The sequence below is a fragment of the Pseudomonas synxantha genome (assembly GCF_900105675.1).
Taxonomy (GTDB): Bacteria; Pseudomonadota; Gammaproteobacteria; order Pseudomonadales; family Pseudomonadaceae; genus Aquipseudomonas; species Aquipseudomonas synxantha.
Map to the genome: position 1 here is coordinate 6520552 of NZ_LT629786.1, position 19450 is coordinate 6540001.

The 19450-nt window shown below is 58.7% G+C and carries 18 protein-coding genes, 2 tRNA genes and 1 pseudogene; 8 read left to right on the forward strand and 13 right to left on the reverse strand.

What is annotated here, in order from left to right:
- The first annotated feature begins 168 nt into the window (after window positions 1-168).
- The 5 genes from BLU48_RS31945 to BLU48_RS30190 are packed head-to-tail and all read left to right on the forward strand — an operon-like array spanning window position 169 to window position 2899.
- Entirely contained in the window at window positions 169-816 is a 648-nt protein-coding gene (locus BLU48_RS31945) for a hypothetical protein (protein WP_124356071.1), read from the forward strand.
- A 24-nt stretch (window positions 817-840) separates the two neighbouring features.
- Window positions 841-1308 (forward strand): hypothetical protein, encoded by a 468-nt coding sequence (locus tag BLU48_RS30175; RefSeq protein WP_057025738.1) that lies wholly within the window; start codon window positions 841-843, stop codon window positions 1306-1308.
- Between the two features lie 2 nt (window positions 1309-1310).
- The gene (locus tag BLU48_RS30180; RefSeq protein WP_057025737.1) at window positions 1311-1871 is read left to right on the forward strand and encodes a tail fiber assembly protein; all 561 of its coding nucleotides are present in this window, start codon (window positions 1311-1313) and stop codon (window positions 1869-1871) included.
- A 57-nt stretch (window positions 1872-1928) separates the two neighbouring features.
- The gene (locus BLU48_RS30185; protein WP_057025736.1) at window positions 1929-2354 is read left to right on the forward strand and encodes a cell wall hydrolase; all 426 of its coding nucleotides are present in this window, start codon (window positions 1929-1931) and stop codon (window positions 2352-2354) included.
- Window positions 2354-2899 (forward strand): lysis system i-spanin subunit Rz, encoded by a 546-nt coding sequence (locus tag BLU48_RS30190; protein WP_083348210.1) that lies wholly within the window; start codon window positions 2354-2356, stop codon window positions 2897-2899. Before BLU48_RS30185 ends, BLU48_RS30190 begins: the two co-directional genes overlap by 1 nt.
- 116 nt (window positions 2900-3015) lie before the next feature.
- Here BLU48_RS30190 and BLU48_RS30195 read toward each other — a convergent pair.
- The 6 genes from BLU48_RS30195 to BLU48_RS30220 all read right to left on the reverse strand — a co-directional run bounded on the left by BLU48_RS30195 (window position 3016) and on the right by BLU48_RS30220 (window position 7815).
- Window positions 3016-3091, reverse strand: a tRNA-Thr gene (locus BLU48_RS30195).
- Window positions 3092-3609: 518 nt separating this feature from the next.
- Window positions 3610-4797, reverse strand: a complete 1188-nt coding sequence (locus BLU48_RS30200; RefSeq protein ID WP_057025445.1) for a methyltransferase — start codon at window positions 4795-4797, stop codon at window positions 3610-3612.
- Window positions 4778-5467: an ABC transporter permease gene (locus BLU48_RS30205; protein ID WP_046072631.1), complete on the reverse strand. Its 690-nt coding sequence runs from the start codon at window positions 5465-5467 to the stop codon at window positions 4778-4780. The genes BLU48_RS30200 and BLU48_RS30205 overlap by 20 nt, the downstream gene beginning before the upstream one ends.
- Window positions 5468-5505: 38 nt before the next feature.
- Window positions 5506-6201, reverse strand: coding sequence for an ABC transporter permease (locus BLU48_RS30210; RefSeq protein WP_043047309.1), 696 nt, complete (start codon window positions 6199-6201; stop codon window positions 5506-5508).
- Between the two features lie 74 nt (window positions 6202-6275).
- A complete protein-coding gene (locus BLU48_RS30215) occupies window positions 6276-7028 on the reverse strand; it encodes an ABC transporter substrate-binding protein (protein ID WP_003187758.1) in 753 nt (250 codons plus the stop codon).
- A gap of 13 nt (window positions 7029-7041) precedes the next feature.
- Window positions 7042-7815 carry an ABC transporter ATP-binding protein gene (locus BLU48_RS30220; RefSeq protein ID WP_025859203.1) on the reverse strand — a complete coding sequence of 258 codons (774 nt, stop codon included), beginning with the start codon at window positions 7813-7815 and terminating at the stop codon, window positions 7042-7044.
- Window positions 7816-8369: 554 nt separating this feature from the next.
- Here BLU48_RS30220 and gabP point away from each other — a divergent pair.
- A complete protein-coding gene (gene gabP / locus BLU48_RS30225; protein ID WP_057025446.1) occupies window positions 8370-9761 on the forward strand; it encodes a GABA permease in 1392 nt (463 codons plus the stop codon).
- Window positions 9762-10100: 339 nt separating this feature from the next.
- Here gabP and BLU48_RS30235 read toward each other — a convergent pair whose 3' ends face one another.
- A complete protein-coding gene (locus BLU48_RS30235; RefSeq protein WP_046070494.1) occupies window positions 10101-10514 on the reverse strand; it encodes a hypothetical protein in 414 nt (137 codons plus the stop codon).
- A gap of 157 nt (window positions 10515-10671) precedes the next feature.
- Between BLU48_RS30235 and BLU48_RS30240 the strand changes: the two genes are divergently transcribed.
- On the forward strand, window positions 10672-11637 hold the full coding sequence (locus BLU48_RS30240; protein WP_057025448.1) for an arsenic resistance protein: 966 nt from the start codon (window positions 10672-10674) through the stop codon (window positions 11635-11637).
- Window positions 11638-11724: 87 nt separating this feature from the next.
- Window positions 11725-13332, forward strand: a complete 1608-nt coding sequence (locus tag BLU48_RS30245; RefSeq protein WP_057025449.1) for a hypothetical protein — start codon at window positions 11725-11727, stop codon at window positions 13330-13332.
- Between the two features lie 22 nt (window positions 13333-13354).
- On the opposite strand, the pseudogene BLU48_RS30250 reads toward BLU48_RS30245, so the two are convergent.
- The 6 genes and pseudogenes from BLU48_RS30250 to BLU48_RS30275 form a co-directional block, all read right to left on the reverse strand.
- Window positions 13355-14516: pseudogene (locus BLU48_RS30250) on the reverse strand (Fic family protein).
- 197 nt (window positions 14517-14713) lie between these two features.
- The gene (locus tag BLU48_RS30255) at window positions 14714-15385 is read right to left on the reverse strand and encodes a hypothetical protein (RefSeq protein ID WP_005783902.1); all 672 of its coding nucleotides are present in this window, start codon (window positions 15383-15385) and stop codon (window positions 14714-14716) included.
- A gap of 173 nt (window positions 15386-15558) precedes the next feature.
- Window positions 15559-15634: transfer RNA gene (locus tag BLU48_RS30260), tRNA-Phe, on the reverse strand.
- 103 nt (window positions 15635-15737) lie between these two features.
- The gene (locus BLU48_RS30265) at window positions 15738-16010 is read right to left on the reverse strand and encodes an oxidative damage protection protein (RefSeq protein ID WP_043047303.1); all 273 of its coding nucleotides are present in this window, start codon (window positions 16008-16010) and stop codon (window positions 15738-15740) included.
- Entirely contained in the window at window positions 16007-17074 is a 1068-nt protein-coding gene (gene mutY / locus BLU48_RS30270; RefSeq protein WP_057025450.1) for an A/G-specific adenine glycosylase, read from the reverse strand. Before mutY ends, BLU48_RS30265 begins: the two co-directional genes overlap by 4 nt.
- The gene (locus tag BLU48_RS30275; protein ID WP_057025451.1) at window positions 17071-19293 is read right to left on the reverse strand and encodes an AsmA family protein; all 2223 of its coding nucleotides are present in this window, start codon (window positions 19291-19293) and stop codon (window positions 17071-17073) included. Before BLU48_RS30275 ends, mutY begins: the two co-directional genes overlap by 4 nt.
- Between the last annotated feature and the right edge of the window lie 157 nt (window positions 19294-19450).

The following is a 19450-nucleotide window of genomic DNA, read 5'->3' on the forward strand; positions in this document are numbered from 1 at the left end:
TTTCATGCTGCCGATCAACAATAATAATGATGACAGCTTGGCAACTAATAGGCAGTTGGAGTGCGAGATGGGGAATGGAGTAGTCTCTGTAAGAAACTTTCTAGGTCAGAGGCCGAATGATTCTATTTCCCAGGCGACGATGCGCTTAATAGTTATGAGGTGGATTTAATGAGTTATGGTTTAGAGGTGGCTAATGACGCTGGCGCCGTCTCTCTTGATTCCGAATATGCGAGGCTGTGTGTTTTTCACAAAGGCACGTATACAGCGGGCGTTTCCATCGTTTTTGCTTCGGTTATTGACACGCAGGAGCCTCCACTTGTCTTCGTTCGGCCTCAAAGTAACGGATCGCTCATTCAGCTTGGCGTTCTCCTAGTAGGAACGCCAGGCGCCTGGACGGGGTGTAGTGTCACATCAGGTCAAGCCCACTCAGGCGCTATTTTTGTCGCGGCATTTTCATCGAAACCTACTGCCTCATATGGATTGAGATTGTGGGATGCGACTGGAAAGCAAATATTTGATTCTGGAACCCAAGCAGCAGTATTTACCAGGGCCTTACAAAACTGGACCTACACACATACGACCTATAGCGGACAGGGGCTGCCTACTAATTGGTACTCTGTTCCGATGAGTTATGAGCTTGGCGATTATTTGATGGTAAATAATTCCAGAATGCCGATGATGGGCGGGAATAATGAATCCCGCGGGATTGGGCTTAGGTATGATTTTGCAGCCTCGCTTTTGAGATTTAGCGTTACGACTGTATCAAATCCAATCTACTTTTTGCTTCCTGCGATATTTGGAAAAATAACCGCTTAAATGTAATTTACAAGGAACATCTAAATGGCTAGGCAAGAAATTAATGTCGGCACGGCCCCAACAGGCGCCGGCGGCGACACTACCCGAAGCGCCGCTGTAAAAATCAATTCGATGACGGCAGAGCTATATGCGAAGACTAATAGCCTGGGTAGTGCGGCAACTCGGAATGTTGGCATCGCTTCGGGAAACGTCATGGAGATTTCACCAGCGCAACTGGTCGACGGGAACTCAGCGTTTATTGTTGAGGGTAGTCGGTTCCTATCCTACGGGGAAGGGACCACGGGTGGCCCACCTGGCGTTACCTATGCATCCGGCATCCGTTCAAGATTCTACGATGGTTCTTTTTTTGCTGTTGATATTGTCGGGAATATTCTGAACGGCAATCTTTACTGGCGAACAGTTAACTCGGTCGGGGTGCAGAACGGCTGGCGAACTATCTACGACACTTCCAATACCACCCGTGCCCAAGACGGCACCTTAAAGGCGATCTGAACATGGCAAGAGCAGCAATCAACATCGTGGGCGAAACCGGCGCCCTGTTTGACATCACATCGCTCGGAGGCAAGGACGTAGATAGTTACCGCTCTGGTGTCGGCGTGTACTGCGTCACGGGCACCCTGGGCATGGTTCCTTTTCCGCCATTAGATCAGGGCTGGGGCTACTCGCTGCATCCTTCGGAGGACACCGCGAAGGTCGATATCGCTTTCGCTGAAGGCCTGCTGACCGTGACCGTCACTATGGATGGCGAACCCTACGATCTGAAAACGATGATCACGCTTCACATAATGGTTCCGGACTTGCCGGTTCCGAAAATGCCCGAGGCGCCGCCGGTTGTTACTGACCCTTTGAAAGAGGCGCAGGCCGAGATTACCCGTCTACGAGCCATAGCAGACTACGCCGTCGCGCCGCTGCAGGATGCGGTCGATGTGGACGAAGCCACTGACGCCGAGATTGCTTTGCTCAAGGTCTGGAAGAAGTACCGCGTTGCGCTGAGCCGAGTGCCCGAGCAAGAGCATTACCCGGACGCTATCGAGTGGCCCGTGGTTCCGGCCTGACCGCCGACCTGGAAACCATCACCGCCTTGTGCGGTTTTTTTTCGTCTGGAGAAAAGCATGAACGCAATCGAGAGAGACCGAGACATCCTGGCGCGCACGCTGTGGGGCGAAGCCCGCGGTGAGGGGCTGGACGGGCAGATCGCCGTGGCCTGGACCATCCGCAACCGTGTGTTCGATGGCAAGGCCAAGTCATGGTGGGGCGAGGGCTATGCCGGTGTGTGCCTGAAGCCATGGCAGTTCAGCTGCTGGAACCAGAACGACCCGAACTACGCCTACCTGAGTGGCGCCAAGCAGATCCCGGCCGCGCAGTTCGCCCAGGCCCAGCGTGCGGCTGATCAGGTGATGTCGGGTGCGGTATCGGATCCAACCGGTGGCGCCACGCACTACTACGCAAACACGATGCCGGAGGCCCCGGCCTGGGCGGCGAAGGCTAAGCAGACCCTGCGCCTCGGGCACCACGTTTTCTTCAAGGATGTGCCGTGATGACGCCTGCACAGAACCTGATCGGCCTGGGGCTGGCAATCCTGCTGGCGCTGGCCATCGGCTTTGGCGGGGCATGGAAGGTTCAGGACTGGCGCCTGGGCAAGAAGATGGCCGAGCGTATCGCGGAGCAGGGCGCCCACCACCAGAAGGAACTGGATGCAATCACTGGCGAGGCCTGGCTTCAGCAGTCGGCCGAGCTGGATAAGCGCCTGGCCACCGAGGAAAAGCTCGCTCTCCAGGACCAACAACACACCAAGGAATTATCCGATGCCCAGCGCAACCAGGCTGTTCTGCGCGATCGTCTTGCCACTTCTGATGTCAGGCTGTCAGTCCTTATCGACTCAGCGGATACAGCCAGTGGCTGCAACGTGCCTACATCCACCAGCGCCGTCGGCGTGGTTCATGCAGCCCGTCGAGCCCAACTTGACCCAGCGCATGCTCAACGAATTCTCGCCATCACCGGTGACGGGGACCAAGGACTGATTGCGCTGCGGGCGTGCCAGGCTTATGTCAAAACGGTTGCAGGGCAAGGTGCGGGGAAATGATGTTTCAGATGGGCGGCTCTGTGGATAACTCGCGAGCCTCAGAAAACAATGTACGTCTATTTGTACGTATTGCAGAAAAACAAAGGGCCTGCATCGCTGCAAGCCCTTGTTTTAAATGGTGCCGGCACCAGGAGTCGAACCCGGGACCTACTGATTACAAGTCAGTTGCTCTACCAACTGAGCTATACCGGCGTGTTAGGGCGACGATTATAGCGATTGGAAAGCTTCTGTAAACCCCTGAATTCTGACTATTTTTGCAGAAGGAGAGGTTTTCTTCGAATGGCGGGTTTTCCTCGTCCCTCAAGCGTCAATTCCCATCCCCGCAATCCACGGTGAATTTCATCTATTCCATCACCCTGCCTCTGCTCTTTGGAACCGAGGTAGGTCATATATGCGTGCATTCACCACGCCGCAGCCTGGCTGTCTCGCGCAGCTTTGCGGCTGCTGAAAGGCCCAAAAAAAACCGCATAAATTACGCTTTATACGTTTACCCCAAATGCTTATGCACAATCGGCAGGTAGATAACGTGATGAAGCAGCCGTTTTGTGACAGCGTTCTATACGCGCCGCAACTGCCTGTTTTGCGTGCGTTTTATTTTGTGAACAAAAAATGACCAGGGTCGATTTTGGCCTGTAACGCAGATAGATACTGGCTCGGTAAAGATTTAATCAACAGAGTTATCCACAGGGGCGTGTGGGAAATTTCGCCCCTTAATCGCGCTCGGCCAGCACCATCAAGTTGCGCGGCGTCAGCGCTGTTTCACAGAAGCTGCCGACCTCGACGTTGTAACCTCGCTCTTGCAGGAACAATGCTCGATCGAGCACCAGCCACATTTCCAGCGGGCGTCGAAACAGGCCTCTTACCAGCTCCAGGTTTCGCACCTCGGCCAGGCGGTGCCAGCCGTGTGCCTCCAGCGCCGTCCAATCCTGTTCGCCTGTGGATAAACCCTTTAGGTTCGCCAGTTCCTGGCAGTAGTCAGCGTAAGGTTTGTCCAGCCAACTGGCGGGCAGGGACGGCGTTGGCAGGTATTCGTCGCAACCGCGCAGCTGGCGTTGCAGTCGGTCGAAGCCCAGGCGTCGGGCCATGGACGTATCCCGTTGCTGGCGCACGCGGTTGCCGGCGGTGACGGTTTCGCTCAGGGGCAGGCCTAGATCTTCTATGGATAGTTGCAGTCGGGATGCGCGCCCGGCAGCGGACAATGCCTGGTAGCGGTCGGCGGTGATGCGGTTGTAGCAGCAGGGCGCCAGTGCCAGTTGTTTGCAGCCGGCGGCGCTGGCCAGTTGTAGCAGGCGCACGTGCAAATCGCCGCAGGCATGCAGGGCGACTGGTGTGTGTTGGGGGTTGATCGCCATATCCGCCATGACGTTCTGCAGGCGATGGGCTGCGGGTAGGTTATGGCGGTCACTCAGGGCTTGGCCGGATGCGACCAGGGCAGGGTCGTATTCCAGGCAGGTCAACTGTTGGCCGGGTTGCAGCAGGCGGCGGCTTAGATGGCCCTTGCCGGCGCACCAGTCCAGCCAATGGGTGGGCGTTTCGGCAAAATTCAGCGCGGCACCGAAGGCTTCGATCTGTTGCCACTTGCGTCCGGGTACGTCGACATTCAGGCGGTGGCGAGCAGGTTCAAGCATGTGCGTGGGTAGTTTATCCACAGCACTGAGGTGTAGCGCTTGAGCGGCCAGCTGTGGAAAAGGTGCAGGCGCAGGCAGATCGTGGGGGGAGTTGTGACTGGCTTCGGCTTCGGCCAACGAGCGCTGGCGCAGCCATCGGGACAGCGCCGGGTGGTTGGTTTCCCAGGGTAAGTGCAGATGGGTGAAGGGCCGTGGTCGCCACAGCCCTTGGTGCTCGATCAGGAACCCATCCAGCGCCTTGAAGCGTGCCTCAGCGTCCTTGGCACGCATCGACGCGCAGCCATTTTTCCAGCAGTTTGAAGCCACGCACGAGGATGTAGGCCATCAGCAGGTAGAACAGCCCGGCCGCGAAGAAGATCTCTACCGGCAGGTAAGTGCGGGCGATGATGGTCCGCGCCATGCCGGTCAGTTCCAGCAGGGTCACGGTACTGGCCAGGGCGCTGGCCTTGAGCATCAGGATCACTTCGTTGCTGTAGGCCGGCAGGCCGATGCGCGAGGCGCGGGGCAGGATGATGTAAAACAGCGTCTTGGGCTTGGACATGCCCAGGGCGCGCGCCGCTTCGATTTCACCTGGCGGGATGGCCTGGATAGCACCGCGCAGGATCTCGGCGATATAGGCGGCGGTGTGCAGGGTCATGGTGACAGTGGCGCACCAGAACGGATCTCGCAGGTACGGCCACATGAAGCTGTTGCGCACCGCATCGAACTGCGCCAGGCCGTAGTAGACCAGGAACAATTGCACCAGCAACGGCGTGCCACGGAAGAAGAAGATGTAGCCGTAGGGCAGGGCGCTCACGTACCAGCGGCGCGACGAGCGAGCGATGCCGAGCGGGATCGCCAGCAGCAGGCCGGCGATCACCGCGATTGCCACCAGCTCCAGGGTCAGGGTTGCGCCCTGGGCCAGTTTGGGCAGCCACTTGATGATCACGGCCCAGTTCAGGCCCAGGTCGAAGTGCGATAGCCAGCTGTAGTCGCCGCTCATTGGGTGCTCCTTGCAAAGCCGCGGGCGGCGCGTTTTTCCAGGAAGTGCATGCTGATCATCGCCAGCACGGTCAGGCCCAGGTACATGAACGCTGCGACCATGAAGAAGGTGAACGGTTGCTTGGTGACGGTCACGCCGATCTGCGCGTGGCGCATGATTTCTTCAAGGCCGATCACCGACACCAGTGCAGTGTCTTTCATCAGGATCATGAACAGGTTGCCCAGGCCCGGCAGGGCGATGCGCCACATCTGCGGCATGATCAAGCGCGTGAAAATCCGCAGTTTCGACAAGCCCAACGCCACACCGGCTTCGCGGTGGCCCTTGGGAATGGCGAGGATCGCGCCGCGGAACACTTCGGTGGCGTAGGCGCCAAAGCATAGGCCCAGGGCAATCACCCCGGCGGCAAAGGCACTCAGGGACAGGTCGGGGTTACCGAAGAACTCCCCCAGGGCACGCATCAGGTTGACCGTGCCGAAGTAAATCAGCAGCACCCACAACAGCTCGGGAATACCGCGAACGATGGTCGAATAAGCACCGCCCAGCCATTGCAGCGGCTTGTACGGCGAAGTCTTGGCCAAGGCGCCGGCAAGGCCGAGCACCAGCCCCAGGCACAGGGCCGTGAGCGCCAGTTTGACGGTCATCAGCGCGCCAGCGGCAAGCGCCGGGCCGAATCCGTAGAGATCGAAATTCATGGTGTTTTCATATCGCGGCAGGCATTGCTGAAAGCCGACGCGCTCACAGGAGCGCGCCGGGCAGGCCGTTCAGGTCATTCGATGCTGAACGGGAAGTACTTGTCGTTGATTTTCTTGTAGGTGCCGTCTGCCTTGATCTCTGCCAGGGCTTTGTTCAGGCGCTCGCGCAGCGGGTCGCCCTTGCGTACGGCGATACCGATCTTGTCGCTTTCTACCACCGGGTCGCCTTTGAATTCATAGGCCGAACCGTCTTTGCTCTTGAGCCACTCGTACTGCACGTACTTGTCGGCGAGGATGCCGTCCAGGCGCCCGGAGGTCAGGTCGAGGTAAGCGTTTTCCTGGGTGTCGTAGAGCTTGGCTTCGGTGTCCGGCAGCTTGTCTTCCAGGTAGGTACCGGCCAGCGTTGCACGCTGTGCACCGATCACCTTGCCCTTCAGATAGGCGGCGTCTGTCTTGAAGTCCGCTGTGGCTTTGGGTGCGATGAATTGCAGCTTGTTGGAGTAGTACGGGTCGGTGAAATCGACAGCCTGCTTGCGTTCATCGGTGATCGACAGCGAGGACACCAGGAAGTCGAACTTCTTGGCGTTCAGGGCCGGGATGATGCCGTCCCAGTCGGACACGTACACTTCGCACTTCTCGACTTTCATCTTGGCGCACAGGGCGTCGCCGATGTCTTTGTCAAAGCCCACCACATTGCCGCTGGCGTCTTTATTGTTGAACGGCGGGTAGGCCGCTTCGATCCCCATTTTCAAGGTTTCTGCCATGGCCGTGGCGCTGAACGCCATCGAGACGGCCGCAGCCAGAAGGAATTTTTTATAGTTCTGCATGCATGTTGCTCCGTTAGCGGTTGCTGGACATGAATTGTTTGCAGCGCGCCGAAAGCGGGTTTTCAAATACCTGCTGTGGCGATCCTTGCTCTTCTACCAGACCCTGGTGCAGGAACACCACTTCGCTGGACACCTGGCGGGCAAAGCCCATTTCATGGGTGACCAGCAGCATGGTGCGGCCTTCTTCGGCCAGTGCGCGGATCACATTAAGTACTTCCTGAACCATTTCCGGGTCAAGGGCCGAGGTGGGCTCATCGAACAGGATGACTTTAGGCTGCATGGCCAGGGTGCGTGCAATCGCCGCCCGCTGCTGCTGGCCGCCGGAGAGTTGGGCTGGGTAGGCGTGGCGCTTATCGCCGATGCCGACCTTGGCCAGCAGGGCCTCGGCCACTTCTATCGCTTCGGCCTTGCTTTGGCCGAGCACGCGGCGTGGCGCCTCGATGATGTTGTCGAGGATGCTCATGTGCGGCCACAGGTTAAAGTTTTGAAACACAAAACCGATTTCGCTGCGCAGGCGGTTGATCTGCTTGCCGTCGGCGGCCATCAGCTCGCCGTTTTTCGCGGCCTTGAGCTTGAGCTCTTCACCGGCCACCAGGATCTGGCCCTGATGCGGGTTCTCCAGCAGGTTGATACAACGCAGGAAGGTGGACTTGCCGGAACCGGAAGAACCCAGGATCGAGATCACGTCGCCGTCGCGTGCGGTCAGCGAGATACCCTTGAGTACCTCCAGCTCACCATAGCGTTTATGCAAGTTGCGGATTTCAAGCGCGGGCGTGGCCTCGGCCATGTGCGGTCCTCATTGTGTTCGGTGCGTGCTTCGCTGTTGGGCCGCCTTCCTGGCGAGGCGCCAAGCTAGCATAGCGTTTGGATGACAGCCAACAGCGCTGCGGACGGTTAACCGGTGGTCTGCGGCAAGGTGTCGCATCGGCACAGTAGCGTGTCGCGCCATCAACAACCGAACAGCCGTTTGAACCGGAAAAGCCACAGGCTTCGCGTAAAAAAGGGCGCGATGGTGCCAGCTTTGGCCGGGGGTTGGAAGGGTTAACCGGGCAAACGGTCCATATCAGCCCTTATATGGAGCGTCACGTACTTTTTGTGTGTGTTTTTGGTGCGCCTGTTCGTCTTGGATGTGGGTCGCACGGTAACGCTATAGCGGAATGCCATTGTTCTCAAAGACTTGCGATGACTGTTGAATTGTCCTACAGCCCGCGTCAATCGTGGTTTCGTAACATTTTGGCGCAAATCTTGCGTAAAAAATAAAGAACGCCCTGTTGGTTTCTTTTCACGAAAGAGGCAGCAACTGGGCGAACCGTTTTCGCAATTCCTCGCAAAGGTGTGTCAATGAGTAGTACGCAAAGCTCCAATGACCTCGAACAGGGGCTCAAACCGCGTCACGTCACCATGCTGTCAATTGCCGGCGTGATCGGTGCCGGTTTGTTTGTCGGCTCCGGCCATGCGATTGCTGCCGCTGGCCCGGCTGTGCTGTTGGCCTACGCGGCCGCCGGCACGCTGGTGGTGTTAGTGATGCGGATGCTGGCCGAGATGGCCGTTGCGTCACCGGACACGGGTTCTTTCTCAACTTATGCCGACCGCGCAATCGGCCACTGGGCCGGTTTTACCATCGGTTGGTTGTACTGGTGGTTCTGGGTACTGGTGATACCGTTGGAGGCCAACGCGGCGGCGACCATCCTGCATGCCTGGTTCCCCGATGTGGCGATCTGGGCCTTTACCCTGATCATTACGCTGCTGTTGACTGCGACCAATTTGTTCAGCGTGAAGAACTACGGTGAGTTCGAGTTCTGGTTTGCGTTGATCAAAGTCGTGGCGATCGTAGGCTTTGTGATCCTCGGCCTGGCGGCGATTTTCGGCTTCTTGCCCACCAGTCAGGTCAGCGGTGTGTCGCACCTGTTCGACACCCAGGGCTTTATGCCCAACGGCATGCGCGCGGTCTTGGCGGCGATCCTGACCACCATGTTCTCCTTCATGGGCACCGAGATCGTCACCATCGCCGCAGCGGAATCGAAGAACCCCGGCCAGCAGATCACCAAGGCCACCAACTCGGTGATCTGGCGGATTGGTTTGTTCTACCTGCTGTCGATCTTCATCGTGGTGTCCCTGGTGCCATGGAACGATCCGACCTTGGCTGCCGTAGGTTCCTATCAGACCGTGCTGGAACGCATGGGCATCCCGAATGCCAAGCTGATCGTCGATCTGGTGGTACTGGTTGCTGTAACCAGCTGCTTGAACTCGGCGCTGTATACCGCTTCGCGCATGCTGTTTTCCCTGGGGCGTCGCGGTGATGCGCCGGCTGTAGCCAAGCGCACCAACAAGAGCGGCACGCCTTACTGGGCGGTGCTGCTGTCCACCGGTGCGGCATTCCTGGCGGTGTTTGCCAACTATGTGGCGCCGGCTGCCGTGTTCGAGTTCCTGCTGGCCAGCTCCGGCGCCATCGCCTTGCTGGTGTACCTGGTGATTGCTGTGTCGCAACTGCGCATGCGTCAGAAACGTGCGGCGGCGGGCGAGAAGATCGTGTTCAAGATGTGGCTGTTCCCTGGACTGACCTACGCGGTGATGGTGTTTATCGTCGGCACCTTGACCATCATGCTGTTCCAGGAAGCGCACCGGGTCGAGATCATCGCCACCGGGATCCTGAGCTTGCTGGTAGTGCTGGCGGGGTTGTTCGTGGCGAGCCGCCGCAAGGCCCAGAAGCTAGGCGCAGCAGTGCTCAACTGACGGAATGTGATGCAAATGTGGGAGGGGGCTTGCTCCCGATACAGTGTGTCAGTCGCTGAGATGTCGACTGACACTCTGCATCGGGGGCAAGCCCCCTCCCACATTTTGATACGTGTCAGTCTGCTGGAGTTGTCAGCGACTGAGATGCTGAGCTTGCAGGTGGTATTGGGAGTGGCGAGCCGCCGCAAGGCCCAGAAGCTAGGCGCAGCAGTGCTCAACTGACGGAATGTGATGCAAATGTGGGAGGGGGCTTGCCCCCGATGGTGGTGTGTCAGTCACTTGGATGTTGACTGAGACTCTGCTATCGGGAGCAAGCCCCCTCCCACATTTCGATATGTGTCAGTCTGTTGAGGCTGTCAGTGCCTGGGATGCTGCCACGTAGTCTGCCTGGAACTGCGGCGATTCGATCCAAGCCAGCGCAGCGGCCTCGTCATCGCTGTCCGTCGCCCACTGCCGATATTCAATCAGCGCCGCCAGGATAAAGTCGGTCGCTTCCTCTTCGCCTTCCTGCTCCAGCACCAGCGCCAGCAGCGGGTGTGCCAGGAATACCGCGCACAGTGCTTGCTGGCTGGTCTCCCCTGCGGTGCGCATCTCGACGAACAGTTCGGTCAAGTCCACAGACTCAAGATCGATACGGCTGTCGTCGCCTGCGAACGCATCCGGCTTGGCCGCGACGGCGCGCTGGGTGCGGTTTTGCTTGGCCTTGGTCTTTGCCCGCTGGGCGCGTTTTTGCTGCTTGTTCGGCGAGGCCATGGGCTCAACGTCCTTGGGTTCTGGATCTGGGTGGGGTATTGAAGCGCAGGTTGAGGTAAATCCCAAGGAAATCCGGGCGGGTTTGGTCGTTCGTCGCGCTCGACCGTCAGGCCATAGATCAATAGGCTACGCCTTTGTCATCTGCCAGAGCGTCCTCATGACCCGCGATGCCCTTGAGCATAACCAGATCCCTCTCTATTTTGTCGCCATCCTGCTGGCCGCTGCCTGTGGTGTATACACGCCGCTACTGGCTCACGGTTTGAGCGTATTGATCACGCCCGCCATCGCGGTATTGATGTACGCGATGTTCCTGCAAATTCCCTTCCTCGATCTGCGCCAGGGTTTGGGCAATATCCGCTTTGTCTCGGCGTTGTTATTGGCCAACTTTGTTCTGGTGCCATTGCTGGTGTGGGCGCTGACCCGTGGCCTGCTGGGGCATCCCGCGTTGTTGGTGGGGGCATTACTGGTGTTGTTGACGCCCTGTATTGATTACGTGGTGGTGTTCACCCACATCGGCAAGGGTGACTCGCGGTCGATGCTGGCGGCCACGCCGTTGTTGTTGCTGTTGCAGTTGGCACTGCTGCCGGTGTACTTGGGTTTTATGCTGGGCGCACACTCGGGTGTGGTGGTTGAGATCGGCCCGTTTATCGAGGCATTCCTGTTGTTGATCGTGGTGCCGATGCTGCTGGCTGTGCTGACGGCCTACCTGGCGCGACGATCAACGCTTGTCGACAAATGGAGCAGTGCGTGGGCGTGGTTGCCGGTGCCGGCGATGGCCCTGGTGCTGTTCGTGGTGATCGGGTCGCAAATCACATCGGTGATGCGCGACATCGACCTGTTGCTGCCAGTGCTTGCGATCTACCTGGGCTTCGTCCTGCTGGCGCCGTTGATGGGGATCCTGGCTGCGCGACTGTTTGCGCTGCCTGCGCCAAGTGCACGGGCGGTGACGTTCAGTGCGTCAACGCGCAACTCGCTGGTGGTATTGCCGTTGGCGCTGGCGTTGCCGGAGGACGTGCGCGGGTTGGCTGCCGCGGCGGTGATCCTGCAAACCCTGGTCGAGTTGGTGGCCGAGTTGGTCTATGTTCGCCTGATCCCGGCAGTGGTGTGGCCCGCAAGTCGGTAAAAACGTGAATGTTCAGGTTCGTTCAGGCGCTATTCAGGGCTGCGGTCGGCACCATACGCCAGCGCTTCCCACCTGACAGGTCACCCGATGGATCATCGCAACCGTATTCGCCTGGAGTCCCTGGGCCTCTTTCTGATTGCCCTGTTGTTGTTCACGTTGGGAATCTGGGATCAGCAGCCCCAGGGCTTTGATGGGCGCTGGGCGTTGTTTATGCAGGAAATGTTTCGCCACGGCGCAAGCTTTTTTCCCACCACCTACGGTCAGCCTTACGCGGACTACCCAGGCACTGCGACTTTCTTCAGTTTTGTATTCGCCCGCTGGTTTGATGCACCGAATCATTTGGCGAATGTATTGCCCACCGCGCTTGCGTCGGCCGGTGTGATCGCGCTGGTGTACCGCTTGCTGGCGCCGTCCAGTCGCCCATGGGCGTGTTTGACAGTGCTGCTGACGCTGCTCACCACCCAGTTGCTCGAAAAATCGCGCTCGGTCTGCCTCGACCAGATGACCGCGCTACTGTGTGTCGGCAGTTTCTATCTGCTGCACAGTGGCGAGCGCCTGGGGTCGCGGCTGCGGCAACTGGCGGTGTTCCCGTTGTTCGTCCTGGCCTTTGCAATCCGTGGCCCCCTGGGGTTGATTGAGGTCTGTGGGGTGGTGTGCGTGTATTGGGCGCTGGGCAGGCCGGGCGAACGCGTCCGGCAAGTCCTGATCCACGGCGTTATCGGCCTGGTGCTGCTAGCAGTGTGCTGGTGGCTGCTGATGAAGCTTGCGCGATTGAGCGGCGGGGACGCCTTTGCCGATGAAGTGTTCAAGATGCAAGTCGGCGGGCGCCTGGATGAGTCCGGTGAGCCGTTCTATTTCTATTTCCAGCTGAGTTTGTACCGTTACTTCCCGGTGGTGCCGCTGGCGTTGGCCACCCTGGTCGCGCTCCGCCATCGCTGGCCGGAGCGCTGGGTCGACGGGCAGCTGCAAGTGCTGGTGCGCCTCGGGGCGTGTGGCTTGATGATTCTGCTCGGGTTGTCGGTGCCGCACTTCAAGCGCGCTTATTACATCTTGCCGATGGTGCCGATGTTTGCGGCTGTTGCGGCCTATGGGCTGCTCCAGGCGCAAGGTTGGCTGTTGGGCGTGCGCCGTTGTTACGAAGGGCTTGTCGCAGCGTTACCGGCGTTGTGCGTGGTTGTGTTGTTTGTGTGTCGGAACGCCTGGCACAAGCAGGGCTATTGGCCGGATATTTCCCTGCCGCTGATGATTGGTGCGTTGGTGGTGTTGCAACTCGCGGCGTTGATTGCCTGGCGCCGGCCGTTGCGTTTGGTATGGCTCAGCGTGATCGCACTGGCGGCGCAATGGTTGTTGTTGGTCGCGGTGATAGAACCGGCCAAGGACCTGCAATTCGACACCCGACGGTTTGTCAGCCAGGTGGAGGCACTGCGTGAGTCGCAGCCTGGCCCTTTGGTGTTTGTCGACCTGGCCCGGGACACCTGGGCGGTGCGCTACATGATGAACCTGGATCACGATGAGCAGCCACTGTTTGTCGGGCGTCACCAGCTTGAGAAACTGAGTGAGCTGCCCCGGCCATCCTGGGTGATTGTGCCGCGCAAGGAGACTGCGCTGTTGAAGGGCTCGCCGGTGGAGCAATTGGCGCCAAGCTTTGCGGGGCGGTTGAATGACAATCCGTTGATGGTGTTTTTGCTGAAGTGAGGGGGCAACTTGGCGGGCCTCCTCATGGATAAGGTTTATCCAGCTGCTCAGGGATAAAGCCTTCTTCGCGCAGGGATTTGATAACCCCTCTGATCAAATAATTATTTGAGAACCCGATTGTGTACTGCCGAGCACCTGGACTGATGGGAAGCAGCATCCCTTGGTCGACCATTTTTTTTATTTGATAGGTTCTTTGGGCGGCGGACAGTGTCGGTAGAGCGTCAGCGATATCGCCCGACTTGACCACCTTCAGTTGGATCGCTGTGCTCAGAATTTTCTCTTCAAGAGGCGTTATCCATGCGCGGTCTTTCGCCAATGCAATGGTGGGGGCAAGAATGTGCCTGGTCAGGTAGCCGTAGTCCGTCAGCCTGCTGACTTTCTCTAATTCATCTCTAATGCCTGCCAGCACATACGTACACCAAGCCTCAAGGCCTTCCTTGGTGCCTGTGTCAGCGGTGGAAAGCATCGAGTAATACTTTTCGCGGTCGATACAGAAGACTGCCGTCGGATTCAGGACTCGGCCGCCAGCGCTGACGTTGAAGCCGTACTTCATCAACATTGCGTACGTCAGAAGGCGCACGACGCGGCCATTGCCGTTGCCAAATGGGTGGATCCAGCCAAACCGGTGGTGGGCCAGCGCGACTTTCATCAGATCGTACTTGGGGGCATCCTGCTTATTCACAAAGGCGACGAGTTCTTGCATGTAGCCTGGCACCATCACCGCCTCGGGCGGGAGGTGATCGGACTGGGCAATGCTGACCCCGGACTCGCGGTAAGCACCTGGCGTACGATCACCTTCGCGTTGCAGTCCCTGGACGGTGATTGAGTGAAGCTCTCGAATCGCAAACTCCGTGAGATCAGCGCCGGTCTGCATGATGCTTTCGACGTAGTCCATGGGCCTTTTCGATATTCGCAATTTCCCGCAACGGATCTGAAGCCTCGGCGGCCCCTTCAACTTTGCTTTCGATGTAGTCGGCCAGTGTCGTGTGGTTGCCCTCGATACGTGCAGAGCCCAGGCTTTCCAGCGTATGAAACAGGGCTTTCAACTGGAAAAAAACAGCAGGCGGTGTATCGCCACCCAGTTGCAGGCGGCGCAGGTGTTCCAGCTCGCTCAGAACATCAACCAGGCCCGAGTCGAACGAGGGGTTCAATAGCTCCAGATCGTGATGAGCAAACTCGGGCATATGGAAAGTATCTCCAATTGATATTTTGATTATCTCGAAAGCAGGCTGATTTGATGCCCGTAGGGAAGGCGTTAGGGGCTGATGAGGCCCTACACCATCTCAAAAAAACAGTTCGGATAAGTGAAAAACATCCCAAATGAAACTAGGTCCGGTTGGCTTTGGTCAGGGTGCCCAAGCTGTATCCGGACGGGAGCAAGCTATTTGCAGCGATACCCCTCAGGCATCGTCACCGTGTAATTGCGCTGCACGCGGTCCTGGAAGTTCAGGTTCTGCAGGCCCTGCTGCACCAGGAAGGCTTCGACTTTGGCCGCCTGGCAATCGTCGTTATAGGACGATACTCGAAGCACGTACACGGCGCGCCTGCTCGCCTCGTCCCGAGCGGTAGCCCGGAAGGTGGTGAGGGTGGTGTAGCCGGTGCGTTCCGATGTGCCTACCGGGCCATAGGAGGTGTTCGGGGTGCTGGTGCAGGTCAGTTGATCGGTCTTTTTCTTGTTCTTCTTGCACTGTGTGGTGGTGCTGTTTGCCACCTGGCCATACTCGGTAGCGGTGTAGCGGTAAGTGACCTGCTTGCTTTCGACGTCAAGGGTGATGGTCATTTTGATCGGTGCATGGTTCTTGGGCAGGGTGGTGTCGGTAAAGACATTGCGAAAGCCCTGGTCCTTCATGGCGCTGACCATGTCGCGCAGGTAGTAGCGGGCATTGAGTGCGTTTTCGTCGCTGCCCCCGACGGACGTCACCAGTACGGTTGCCTGGCGGTCGAAGTGATAGTCCGGATCGGGTGTCGCGTTGATCGCTACGTCCATTTGCGTGGCGCATCCACTGAGTAGTGCAGTCAGCAGTAATAGCGAGCAGAGCAAGAGGCGTGTCATGAAAGAAACCTTACAACTGAGAATTTGGTAAAGGCTGAACGATTGAGTCCAGCGAAAAATAACCCTCAATCGTCCTGCTGCGACATTGTGTCCAGAAGTACTCCGGGCGCATTAAATCGCAGGCAATAAAAAACCCCAAGGAACATATTGTTCCTTGGGGTTTCTCAATATTTTGGTGCCCAGAGACGGAATCGAACCGCCGACACGGGGATTTTCAATCCCCTGCTCTACCGACTGAGCTATCTGGGCAACGGGGCGCATTAAACGGGTTTTTCAGGGGGTCGTCAAGCAAGTTTTCAAAAAATATTTAATTATTACCGTCGCTTACGTGCAGACCCCGGTTTTTGATCAATTATTGAGCAGGCGGCACGTAGCCGTCGGCCTTGGCGTATTCCTCGCCGGAAAAGAACTTGTCCATTTCGCCGGCCAGGTATTTGCGGTCTTCGGCGTTCATCATGTTCAGGCGTTTTTCGTTGATCAGCAGGGTCTGGTGTTTCAACCAGTCACCCCAGGCCTTGGCGGAAACGTTGTCGTATATGTCCTGGCCCTTGGCGCCCGGGTACGGAGGGCGTTCCAGTCCTTCCAGTTCTTCTTTGTACTTGCGGCACATTACGGTGCGGGTCATGACGAAACTCCTGCGTTCAATACGTCGGCCGCGCGCTTGAGCAATGTTTTCACCGGGGCGGCAAGGCCCAGGCGCGGCGGGGTGGCGAGGTTATACCAGAGCCAGTCGGCCTCGGCCACGTGATGGGCGGATTCCTCGACCTGGACCAGCCAGGGTTCGATGGCCAACTGGAAGTGGCTGAAGGTGTGGACCAATCCGGGGAGCTCCTGATGCTTGCCCAGTTGCAGCGCGTGCTGGTTGGCCAGGTGATCGAGGTCTTCCAGGTCGTCCAGTTCCGGCAAGCTCCACAAGCCGCCCCACAAGCCCGTGGAAGGGCGACGGTAGAGCAGAATCGCGCCCTCGCTGTTCGCCAGCATCGGCATCAGCGTGCGCTTTTGCGGGATGGTCTTGCGCGGCTTGGGGATCGGGTAGCGTGTCTCCAGGCCAAGCATATGGGCTTCGCAGCCTTTTTCCAGCGGGCACAGCAGGCAGCTGGGTTTGCTGCGGGTGCAAAGGGTGGCACCCATGTCCATCATCGCCTGGGTGTAGGCGTTGACGCGCTCAAAGGGTGTGAAGCGCTCTGCGGTGGCCCACAGTTGTTTGGCCACCTTGGGCTCGCCCGGGTAGCCCTCCTGCGCGGTAAAGCGTGCCAGCACGCGCTTGACGTTGCCGTCGAGGATCGGCGCGCGCAGGCCCATGCTCAGGCTGGCAATCGCGCCAGCGGTGGACAGGCCGATACCGGGCAGCTCGGTGAGTTTTTCCACGTCGCGGGGAAACTCGCCGCCGTACTCGTTCACCACGATCTTGGCGGTCTTCTGCAGGTTGCGCGCCCGGGTGTAGTAGCCCAGGCCGGTCCACAGGTGCAGCACTTCGTCTTCCGGCGCGGCCGCCAGGGCTTCGACTGTCGGCAGAGACGCCATGAACCGGTCGAAGTAATTGAGCACGGTGCTGACCTGGGTCTGTTGCAGCATGATCTCCGACACCCACACCCGGTAAGGCGTGATGCCCTGCTGCCAGGGCAGGTCATGACGGCCGTGGCGGTCGTACCAATCGAGTACCGCCGCTGAAAACTGCTCGTCTCTCATCGGTTGAACAGACCTTTCAAGGCGTCCTTGATTTTTGGATTGACCTTGTCGAGCTTCTCTTCCAATTTCTCGTTAAGGCGATTGCCGGCAGCCTTGAGGGCGACCTGGCCAAGGCCATCCTTGTCCAGGCGGCAGGCCTTGGCACCCAGTTCCAGTGGGCCGCGGCAGCGTAACGGCACTTCGATACCCTGGAAGTTGGTGCCGACCTGGCAGGCCGGGTCTGGCACCTCGCGCTGGTCGCCTTCGACGATGATGCCGAGGCGGTAGTCCATGCCCAGCACGCGCAAGTCGACATCGCCGTTGCCGTTGACTGTCAGCCCCGGGATGCGCACTTTCAGGTCGGGGTTGCTGGCCACGCCGTTACGGAACGTCAGGTTACCGCGCAGTTCCTGGAACGGAGTGTCTTTGCCTGGCGGCGTGCTGCTCAAGGTCTTGCGGTTGAGCAGGGCGATACCGGTGCAGACCTGTTGCTCGATGTTGGCGTTGAGCAGCACGCCATTATTGATCACGAAGCTGGCGGTACCGTTGAGGCTGTCGATCAATGCCTTCTGGCTGTTGCCACGCCCGGTCAGGTTGCTGTCCAGGGTGACCTGGCCTTTCACTGGCGGGTTTTTCCCCTGGGCTTGCAGGATCTTTTCCACCGGCACTTGCTTGATTTGGGTTTGCAGTGCGAGCAGTGGGAGGTCCTGGCGCACATCGAGCGTGCCGTTGGCCTGGAAGGTGCCGTTGTAGAGCCCGCCACTCAGGCTGTCGAGCTTGAGCTGACCGTCGATACCCGAAGCTTTCAGCGCTGCGTTCTGGATCGGCAACTGGCTCAGGGTGAGTTGGCCGAACGCCAGGTCGGCGTTGATATCCAGGCTGCGCAGGCGGGTCAGTGGCAGCAGTTTGTCCGTGCTCCAGGCGCCTTTGGTCGGTGCGTCCGGCAATGGCGTGCTGCCCCCGGCTGCCATGGCGCCGGCTTCGCTGCTTTGCACTTCGGCCTGGCGTGCGGCGGTTGCGCCTTTGGCCGCTTCGGATTTGGCCGGCAGGTAATTGTCGGCGTTGAAGGTATCGGCCTTGAGCTGTACACGCAGGGACTGCTGGGCGAAATCGTCCACAGCGACGCGGCCAGTGAAAGTGCTTTCGTCAAGTTTCAGGTTCAGGTTTTCCAGGGCCACGCTGGTGGGCGTGCCCTTCAGACGGCTGACCAGCTCGACCTTGCTCAGGCTGCCTGGAGCCATGGCCGGCAGCGGGTGGCCAATGCTGTCGAGAAACTTGGCCAGGTCAAACTGGGCCACAGACAGGGCGCCGCTGATTTGCGGGGTCTTGTCCAGGTCGTTGGCCTTGAGCTCGCCCAAGGCGCGCAACTGGTTGGCCGAGAGTTTCAGGTTGGTCCATTCGGCGACGTTGGCCGCCAGGTCCACCAGCAGTTGGCCCTGGGTGGAGAAGCTCACGGTCTTGCCTTGCAACGGTTCGCCAGTGGCTTCGCCGCTAAAGCGCATGTCTTCGAACTGGTAGCGCTTGAGGGCACGCTGAATGCGCAAGTTGCCGTTCAGCTCGGTCTTGACGCGCATCAGCGGCTGGTTGCTGCCCAGGAACGCGGTGAGTTTCAGTGGAATGCTGGCGCCTTCGTGGATCGCACCGGCACTGAGCTGGATGCTTTCGGCACTGAATTGCTTGCCGGTCTGTTCATCGTTATATTCGACGCGGGCGTTGTTGATGGTCAGGCTGTCGATATCCAGGCGGATCGGTTGTGGCGGTTTCTCCGGCTTGGTTTCAGCCACCGGTTCCACTGGCGCAGGGACGGCTGCGGGGGCTTCGGCAGTCGCATCGGGTACGTTCTTGCCGATGTCTTCCCAGTTGCCATGGCCTTGCTTGTCGCGGTTCAGGCGCAGGTTCAGGCCCTCGACACGCACATCGCTCATTTGTACTTCGCGGCGCAGCAGCGGCAGCACGCGCACCGACAGGCCAAGCATCTGCAAATCGGCGAATGGTTGAGTCGGTGCGGTCAGGGTCGCGACGCTGGCCTCGTGCAATTCCAGGCCCAGCCAGGGGAACAGGCTCCAGCCGATATCGCCATTGAGCGTCAGCTCGATGTGGGCCTTGTCGCGGGCTATCTGGCGAATTTCTTCTTTGTAGTCGTTGGGATCGAAGAGGTGGGTCAGGGCAAAGCCGAGCGCCACAATGATCAGCAACAGCCCGAGAAGTACCAGACCCAGGATTTTGCCGAACGCTTTCATGGGCGAGTCCTTGTATGTCGATTTCAAAATTTAGCCGCAGAGTATAACGCCCGACGGCCTGCGTCAGTTCACGGATCGTTACATTGTATCCAGTGACGCGGAAATAGGATTTTGACGTCAGAAAAATGCAGATAATCCAAAAAGGTAGTGGCAGTTT